General features: G+C 34.5%; 7 protein-coding genes. 5 read left to right on the top strand and 2 right to left on the bottom strand.

Translation table 11 applies throughout. The features are described 5' to 3' along the window. The 4 genes from BLV62_RS27820 to BLV62_RS27805 all read left to right on the top strand — a co-directional run. Positions 1 to 320 (top strand): IS3 family transposase (locus BLV62_RS27820; RefSeq protein WP_139170260.1); only part of this gene is annotated, 320 nt, incomplete at its 5' end. Between the two features lie 1,322 nt (positions 321 to 1,642). Next, the gene (locus BLV62_RS27815; RefSeq protein WP_089766319.1) at positions 1,643 to 2,047 is read left to right on the top strand and encodes an SMI1/KNR4 family protein; all 405 of its coding nucleotides are present in this window, start codon (positions 1,643 to 1,645) and stop codon (positions 2,045 to 2,047) included. A gap of 775 nt (positions 2,048 to 2,822) precedes the next feature. After that, complete coding sequence (locus BLV62_RS27810; protein WP_311202802.1) at positions 2,823 to 2,984, top strand: transposase; 162 nt, start codon at positions 2,823 to 2,825, stop codon at positions 2,982 to 2,984. A 259-nt stretch (positions 2,985 to 3,243) separates the two neighbouring features. Then, the gene (locus BLV62_RS27805) at positions 3,244 to 3,648 is read left to right on the top strand and encodes a DDE-type integrase/transposase/recombinase (protein ID WP_089766316.1); all 405 of its coding nucleotides are present in this window, start codon (positions 3,244 to 3,246) and stop codon (positions 3,646 to 3,648) included. Positions 3,649 to 4,517: 869 nt separating this feature from the next. On the opposite strand, the gene BLV62_RS27795 is transcribed toward BLV62_RS27805, so the two are convergent. Together BLV62_RS27795 and BLV62_RS27790 are read right to left on the bottom strand one after the other, a co-directional pair. Next, positions 4,518 to 7,322 (bottom strand): TonB-dependent receptor, encoded by a 2,805-nt coding sequence (locus tag BLV62_RS27795; RefSeq protein WP_139170428.1) that lies wholly within the window; start codon positions 7,320 to 7,322, stop codon positions 4,518 to 4,520. Between the two features lie 35 nt (positions 7,323 to 7,357). Further along, on the bottom strand, positions 7,358 to 8,605 hold the full coding sequence (locus BLV62_RS27790; protein ID WP_089766312.1) for a 6-bladed beta-propeller: 1,248 nt from the start codon (positions 8,603 to 8,605) through the stop codon (positions 7,358 to 7,360). 194 nt (positions 8,606 to 8,799) lie between these two features. Here BLV62_RS27790 and BLV62_RS29075 point away from each other — a divergent pair. Continuing rightward, positions 8,800 to 9,062: DUF4372 domain-containing protein (locus BLV62_RS29075; RefSeq protein WP_139170427.1), on the top strand; the 263-nt coding region annotated here is incomplete at its 3' end.

Raw genomic sequence — 9,062 nt, 5'->3', positions numbered from 1 at the left:
GTCTAATTTTTCATTCGGATCGAGGCGTACAATATGCATGTGAAAAATTTAGTAACACGTTAGATTCCTATAAAATCATAACAAGAAGTATGAGTAGAAAAGGTAATTGCTGGGATAATGCAGTAGCAGAAAGCTTCTTCAAAACGCTAAAATCCGAGCAGATTTACGGCAATAAGTTGATTACCAAGGGTCAGATGAAAGCAGAACTATTCGAATACATAGAAATCTGGTATAATCGAGAACGTCGTCACTCCACATTGGGAAATCTTACAATTGAGCAATTTAATAACAAAGAGCAAAAAATTAAAAAAGCTGCTTAACTAGCACTGCCGATTTTATTTGCAAGTCCACAATAACTATTTATAGTGTGCCTGTTGCATAATGAACAGGCGGGATGCTTCCGATGGTACATTTGTTTATTTCAAGACGTAAATAACGTCAAAAGTGAAAGAAGTATATTATGCACCATTGGCCAATCCAGATTCCCTGTATAAGTAATATCATTCCACAATAGAATTTTACAGATATGTTTCTTCCAGCTTGTTCAGAGAGTTGACAGACCGATATACTTATGAGTATTATCCTGAGTTTTTTAGTCTTTTCAGGTTAGACCCTAATATTGAATTTACCTGGAATGCTTCAGTTCCAGAGACCATGAAAAAGATTTGTCCCAACCTATTTGCAACTTTTCTCCACAGAACTAATGAATGCTATATAGATGTATGTTATACCGAAATTGGTAGATTTTCACAAACTATATTTAGTCTTCTAAACAGTTTCGCCAGGCGAAACTGTTTTCCACCTGCTATCGATCTGTGCACTGGGTATCGCAAATGCAAGATATATATGAAAGGTGATATAGTCACATGATAGTCATACGGAAAGAGAGATAATGCTCTTTTACATATCCCAAGCTGGAAAAGGCAATGGGAATCGAACCGCCTCGATTACGTTTTCTATTTCATGTCGTATCGTATGTTAATTAAATATACTATAGAAGGAAGGCGATGGGAGTCGAACCCTTTTTTGTTGTTTCTGCTGATATCGAATGCCAAATTAACTGGTTCTATACGCATCCGTTTTACTTCCTTTCAAAAACTGAGTGATGTAAACTTTTGAAAAAAGGATTAACTTTACCAGCGAACAATTGGCTCACAAAGACCAATCATTCGCTGGTAGTGGAATCGTGAGAATATGTCTAACGCAAAAGAGCAAGAAATAGCTAGTTAATAGCAGAGATCAGCATCTTTATTATTAATAGCTTCGGAGGAAAAAGTGAGTTGCGCTGCCGTTTTGCCATAAACATATGTTCTTTATTATAATGTGAAAATTTGCCTGTCGAACCGGATATGACCAAATTTTTGATACTTTATACTTTATAAATCAACGTTTAATTCGGCCAATTTTTTAAGGTCGCTCAAAAATTGTTCGGACAACTGTACCGGCAGGCCCACATCAAAATATCCAGTTTTTTGTTATCTGGAAAGAAAATTGACAGCAATCACAGGTGTGGTTGCTGTTTTTATTTTTATGGGTATATCGTTTATTCCAAGACTGTAATAACAAATGAATATGTGCCTTTTTTCAATGCATTTAAAATTTTGGAATAGTAAAATGTGGGAAAAAACAGCAGAAATATACAATGTTAGATATTCAAGAATACATAAAATTTTTGAAAACAAATTTTCCGGTTAAAAGCGCCGACTTAAGTACCTTTTTATCGAGTATCGATTTTGTTCCACCGAGTGATTATATTGATTTTATGGTGTTATATAATGGAGCAGAAGGTAAGGTGGGTAAAAGCTCATATCTAAAAATATGGGCTATTGAAGAACTTATTGAGTATAATAGAGCTTATGAAGTTGATCTTTATGCAGAAGGGTATTTTATTTTTGGTACAAACTTAGGCGGTACAGCCTATGCTTTTAATAAAAAAGATTCGTCGATTGTTCAATTTGAATTTATTGGTATGTTAATGGATGATAATCCAATTTATTGTGGCGCCGGGTTTGTAGATTTTTTGAGTTATCTATATAATATGGATTGAGCACAGGTCTTGATTTGTAAGTTTGTTTTTCCAGTCCAGGAAAAAGGTGGAGCCTTTACACCCGTCAATTAAAAAAAGATAAAATTGACCAACAAAATGACATATTCATACTTACTAATTTTTTTATTTGAAAATTAGCCTGTCGAATCGTATATGTTATGAAAGCTTATTATTGTTTATCCTTGGAATCAATGTTCAACTCAGCAATTTTTTTAGGTCTTTCAAATTTGTTGGGAAATCTGTATCGCGAGGCCCACTTAGAAGAAATGCCACATTCACCCATGTTTTTGTTTGTATTTAGTGGCCTTATAACCAGTTGTTTGTATTTACTGATATCCTATGGACCTATTACCGTTTCCCAAAGAGAAGTCGACTTGATATCGATTAATCCATTTATTTAGTTGAAGGTGATGGAAAGCCAAATATGTATGTGAAGCGAGAAAATTTCCAACTTAATATTTTGTTTTCGTAATTAAATCTAGGTAACTATATACTTGTTACACCCAATGTTTCTATCATCTCATTTGCTCTTGATAGAAACGTGCATAGTCTGTGTATTTTTGGAAAACAGTAGCGTATGGTTTAATAATATCTCTACTGCCTTCAAAAGTTCTATTACATCCAAAACATTTATAGTTTTTCATGCTCAAATGAATCTTGATCTTTTGTATTTACAGGATACAGAAAAGTATCAGAATTTATATCAAGTAGCTCGAAAATATGGGTTAGTTTGTCTAGCTTTTCAAAATACTCATTAACTGTCTTGTAGCCTTCGCTGATATTTTACAACTGGAAAGCAAAATATGGTGGGATGGAAGCCAGTGATGTCAAGCGTCTAAAAGATCTCGAATCAGAACATGCAGAGCTCAAAAAGATGTATGCAGAACTTTGTATTGAAAATCGGGCCATGAAAAACCTGATTGAAAAAAAGCTGTAACGCCTCAGGAGAAACGGGAAGCGGCTGATTTTCTTGTAAAGGAAGAACAGCTTAGTATCCGCAAGGCGTGTAAGATCGTATCTATCCCGCGTAGTACCTATGATTATAAAGTGGTACCAAAAGATGACTCAGCGCTGCAGAAGGCCCTGGAATCTTTAACGGAGAGACAGGCTGGTATTGGTTTTTGGCAATCCTATTACAGATTGAGAAATAAAGGGTTTGCCTGGAATCACAAAAAAATCTACGAGCGTACACTTCTATGAAGCTCAATATCTGCCGGAGGGTTAAACGCAGGTTGCCAGCCAGGATAAAAGAAGCTTTAGTGATCCCCGATCATCCTAACGAAGTATGGAGCATTGATTTTATGAGTGACGCCTTAGTGGATGGGAGGAAATTTCGCCTGCTAAACATCATAGATGATTTTAACAGGGAGTCATTGGCTATTGAAGTAGACACATCACTCCCTGCATTACGACTAATCCGTGTACTGGAAAGAATTATAGAACAACGGGGAAAGCCTACTTGTCCCAGGACAGATAATGGCCCCGAATTTATCAGCCATAAACTTCAGGAGTGGTGTGAGAATAGAGGAATCCGGATAGCTTACATCATCGACAGATACGATTTCGAAAATGAAAATTTGTCTTTAACCATTTCAGCTTAACTCGGTGTCCTGATTTCTGAGGCAAGTCCAAAGCTTATGGTCTCTCTCTATCTTTTTTTAAAGAGTTCGTAGAACTATCATTCTCTTCGCAAATATACCCTCCATTGAAATTTCCAGAATAATCATACCCAATAGTAGCAGAACTTCCAGGAATCTGTTCCCATGATCTATTTAGGTTGTAAAAAAGAATAGGTTGTTCAATAAAATACCGATCTGACAAAAAGTACATTTTACTGATTTTATGAGTCCGTAAGAACTCAATCAGTGGCGTATTGGGAAGAAAATGCGCTGAGTTTTCTATCTGATTATTACTTCCTATGCGTATATGAACAGGTTTAACAAAGTTGGATGACCTATTGAATACACAAAATAACGAGTAATTGGTGATTAGAATAGAGATACCTAAAGCTGTAAAAAGTGGAATAAAAGTTCTGATTTGCCCAGTCGATTTTAGAGCAAGGTATATAAACATTAAAGCATATAGGATCAAATAGTACCTAAACGAGCAACGAATAGTATACAAAGTAAATATACCTAAGTAAGAAATAATAAAAAAGGCAAATAAGGAATTTTCCCTTTCCATTAAATCTTTAATAAGGAACAAAAAGAAATAATAACATATAATCAATCCAGTAATCAAAAAAATGAATTGACACAAATATGTGTATTCAAATGAGTAAACATGGGTAATCACTTTATAATTTGAAATTACTTGAAATAAGGCGACGCCATGAAAGGCAAAGAAGCTAAGGGTAAAGAACAATAATATTCCGTAAATTATATAATCAAACCCAAGATTGCTTATAGGCGAAAATGCATATATCGATAGCAGTATTCCAATAAATACTGCTAAAATATGTTCTATATTTCTATTGATCAATTGATTTATCATTGGATTTAGTATTATTCCATCCAAATTTTCTTGGATAATAAGCTATTCCGAACAGGAAATATTGCTTCAAAGTAGTAACTGTCCCTGTAGTAAGAGTATTATTACTCCCAAAATTGATGATGCCAATATTTTGACGTAAAATGTCCATCGCAGTTATCTTTAACTCCAGCGTGTTCGACCTTAATAGTCTATAAGCCACATTCATATTCCAAATAGTAAAATTTCTGGAAGAAGAAAGGGTGGCGGATGTATAGTTATAGGAAATATTACTGCCAATGGTCAATTTGTTGAAATTTAAGCTGCCACCAGCTTCGGTAGATTGTATATTACTGTTAAAGATATCTTTTCCTGCGCCATGTTGAACAGTTCGAAAGAAAAATGCCTTTTGTTGTAGTTGGATGTCGAAATAATTACTGAAAGAATAATACAGGCCTAATGTATTCGTATTATTTATGTTGTCGGACCAATTTTTAACATTATTTATGTAGGAAGGTAGACTGGAAACATTGATGCCAGAGGTGAAGTAGACTTGTATCTGATGATTAGAGAACTTAAATGCTCTGCCTATTTTACCGTTAAAATTGATATATTTAAAGCCATCTATATTAACTTCGTAATACGAACTACGGCCTGAATTATCAATTCTAATACTATCTGAAAAGTTATTATTAATAATTCCTGCTTTAACCTCAATATTATAGTTTAAGGGTTTATCATTATTGAAACTATGGTGCTTCAAAGAAAATGAAAGCTCTCTTTTATCCGCTTCTTTAAGTGAAAGGTTACCATATCTGATATAGTAAAGATCTGAACTATCTACTAATGACGCTAATTGATTTAAGTCAGGATAATTCATACTTTTGCTGAAGGACAGAAAATAAGTATCCTGATATTTACCTAACTGAATGTTTTCATAGCGAATACTTGCAGCAGGCACAAAATGCTGATATCTTCTAGTAAAGTTCTGAAAATAATGACTGGATATGTTATGTTGATAATAGAACTGATATTCGGCAACTAAATTTATAGAAATATTTTTAACATAACGGCTGCTAAGTCCCCTACTGAAGTTCTTATTAATAACGAGGGCTGGTTGTTCATTTGTAATTAAATAATCGTTATTCGCGGTAAGATAAGGATTGTTGATTTTCTTACCAGTATTATCCACATCACTTACATTGTTATTATGTAGCGCCTTATTAATTTGCAGCATATTCTGAAGAGTAATAGAAAACCCAGACATAAATCCGCCTGAACCAAACAACCACTTCGAGAAATTCCCTAACGATGTATACAATTGCTCATTCAGTCTTTTATCTGTATTATTATGATATCGATTAAAGTTAATATTCTGAGATGAGTCAAATAGGGAACGAAATATTGATCGGCGGAATTGGCTATTATCATCGTTATTATAACTTAACACATTCTTGATTGTAAAATCATGTGGTCCTCCACCATATTTGGTATCCCTATGTTCTAATCCACTTTCAAGTAAAAATTGCCGATTGTGTTTTTCCTGTAAATTTTCGATTTGATTAGTGCTTTCCAATTCTTTAATTCTATAAACTCCACTTATCTGACTATTTTGTTCATGGTTACTATTGGTATTTACTTGTGAGGTGGTAAAAAATGAAATATTATTTTTTAGTTTTTCATATCTTACATTCAGGTGCTGATTACTGTTATTAAATGTAGCGTCTTGTGATAATTGTTGTAATTGGCTATTATCATTCCCAATAGCTTTAATAGTTGCAGTATTAAGCTTAGTCAGATTGTCTACATTATTAATAAAATAGTCGGCCTGCAATCGACTTTTCTTATAGGCATCGGGAACAGCGATAAAGTCATGCTGCATTGTAAATCCGCCAGCTTTAGAACTATTTATTCCTTTCTGATTAAAGTCCGACTGATATCCCAACCCACCATCGTTAGTGCCTTTATATGTGCTGTTCATCAACAGCGTATTTATGTTGTTAGTCATTTTATTAATATTGTTATTTGCGGCAATAATGGCAACTTGAGTTTTTCTCGTAAAAACATTAAGATTTACATCCATATCATAACGTTTGTCTGATCCATATCCTCCGCCAAGTTTTCCAAAAGCACCGATACTTTTATTTTTTTTCAGCTCAATATTTATCTGGGTTATGGAATCAAGTGGGTTCGCAGGATTTGCATTTTGTTGGTAAACCTGTATCTTATCAATAGCTGCTTTTGGTAGGTTCTGTATCGCTACTTTCGTGTCGCCACCGAAAAATGGTTTTTTGTTAACGATTATACTACTTACAGATTTGCCATTTATAGTAATTGCACCATCAGCCCAAATAATGACCCCTGGCAATTTTTTCAGAAGATCTTCTGCCACAGCATTTCGATCAAGATTAAATGCCTCTGCATTAAATTCCAGTGTATCTCCTTTCATGCTTATAGGCGGAGGAGCGGCATTTATTATGACATCATTTAATATTATTTCCGATTTGTTCAAATTAAGAGTAGGGAGTAATAATTTTTTAGTGTTTGTCGGTATTTTAAACCTCTGTTCAACTGATCGGTAGCCGATATAACTTGCGACTATTTTAAGCGGTATATCAACAGGCAATTCATTAAAATTGTATGCTCCAAAGTTATTAGATAACTGATAAGCAATTAATGTAGAATCACTTTCTCTATAAACAGCAAGTGTGGCTAATTGTAGTACATAATTATGTATGGAATCGCGCACAATACCAGATATTGATCCTCTACGAGTACTGTCTACTTGCTGTCCATATACCTGCATACTACATACTATAAACAATATTTGAATCAGATACTTCAATATGAAAAATGAGTTCTTGGTTTTAATTCGATGATGACCGGGTTACTATTTACCGTGCTACTATCAAAATAATCTTTTAAATGCTGACTATACTGTACCTGCTTATCAGCTGAAGCTTTCCTGGCATTGAACATTTCCCTGGAAGAAATACTTGCATAAATTTTTCCATTATATGTTGTCAGAAAGCTGTAGCTAATAAAGTTGTCAGAAGGATAGCTTCCATTCATGGTAATTGGAAGATAACAGTTGGCTGAATCACTTTCAATATGGTCAGTAGCTATTAATAAATTTGAGTTTCTGTCGTATATATAAGAGGCGCCGCCCTTTACAGAAATTAGCTTAAAAAATATAAACTGATTTAAAGCGAAAAAATTTGCAACCGTAAATATTACAGATGGATGATTTTTTAAGTATTCAATTCGTTTTCCATAATATGATGAGTTGGTTAAAAAGTCGGCCGGCAACGAGATCTCCTGCGGAAAAATATAATTAAAAGCAGGTTTAACATTATTTCTACTTATTGAATAAACAGTATACCCGTAATAGCCAAGAAGATTGACGGAACTATCGTTGCTACTTTCCAGGAAAAGGTTTCCCGGGCCTGATATTCTGTCCTCATTTCGAATCACCCTATTATAGTTTAGGTAGGGCAGTTGACGCTGCAGGATGCTGTCTCCCTTTGTGACTTTTATTGCGTAATTGATAGAGTCGTGTCTGTATTTTTTGTTGTTATAATTTAGCGCATAACTAACAGTTATGTTATCAGGAAGAAGATATAGATAATCAAATTCATTTTTTTCTTCTTCGCTGGTTTGTAGCACACCCTCAAAATTATAGGTCTTGGTTTTATTGAAATAATAACCAACTTTAATTAATTTCCTTTCGTTATCTACAGTGAAAAACCGGGCTTTCAATTCGTCCGTAGTCCGCCCACACTTAATTTTTAAGTGGAACTCTCCATTTCGTCGAAAAAGTAATATTGAATTTGTATCCACATCAAGAATAATAAAGTACTCTGATGTAACGTATAGCTGATCAATCCTTCCAAATAAACTTGTTTTATTGGTTTCAAGTGGAATATAATCGATGTCAGAAAATAACTTAGAAGAAGTGCTCCCTATTGCTTCTTCAGGATTAATTCGCAAGCTAACAGGAATGCTCTGTCCCAAGCATTTTCCTGTTTGAATGATTAGTACTGCAATAATGTTGCAGTAGAGTAATATCTTACTATGTACCATTTTCATAACAATATGCCTTTGGAATTAATATTTTTAACTGTGTTTAATATCATTCTTAGGCGTATTATGTAAATATTGGTCCAAAGAGTTTATATAAATAGTCACTATTGTCCGACTAAAATAATGTTTTAGGATGAAAAAAGGCAGTTCCGAAGAACCGCCCAATTTGGTAAGTTTGAGTTACCACACTTAAAATTACCATGGGCGAAAATAAAAGTTTTTCCGGACAGCCGGTATTATCTCAAATATTAGATGTAATACCCAGTGCTATAATCAATGCGGCAAACAGAAAGCATCAATCAAACCGTTATTATAAGCGCTTACCCTTGCGGGTTCATTTGGTAAGCCTTCTGTATGGGGTGTTCAGTTACTGTAACGGGCTGCGGGAGCTATGCGAGGGGCTGTTGGCCTGTGAGGGCAAGTTGTCCCACCTGGGTTTGGATAAAGCGCCAGCCCGCAGTAC

The sequence above is a fragment of the Chitinophaga terrae (ex Kim and Jung 2007) genome (assembly GCF_900107795.1).
Classification (GTDB): Bacteria; Bacteroidota; Bacteroidia; order Chitinophagales; family Chitinophagaceae; genus Chitinophaga; species Chitinophaga terrae.
The sequence above is the reverse complement of the archived record's forward strand: the minus strand, read 5'-3'. Positions and strand labels throughout refer to the sequence as shown.

Excerpts from the sequence above, each read along its gene's own strand:
- BLV62_RS27790 (WP_089766312.1), bottom strand. The coding sequence starts at position 8,605 with ATGAAAATGGTACATAGTAAGATATTACTCTACTGCAACATTATTGCA.
- BLV62_RS27795 (WP_139170428.1), bottom strand. The coding sequence starts at position 7,322 with ATGCAGGTATATGGACAGCAAGTAGACAGTACTCGTAGAGGATCAATA.
- BLV62_RS27805 (WP_089766316.1), top strand. The coding sequence starts at position 3,244 with ATGAAGCTCAATATCTGCCGGAGGGTTAAACGCAGGTTGCCAGCCAGG.
- BLV62_RS27815 (WP_089766319.1), top strand. The coding sequence starts at position 1,643 with ATGTTAGATATTCAAGAATACATAAAATTTTTGAAAACAAATTTTCCG.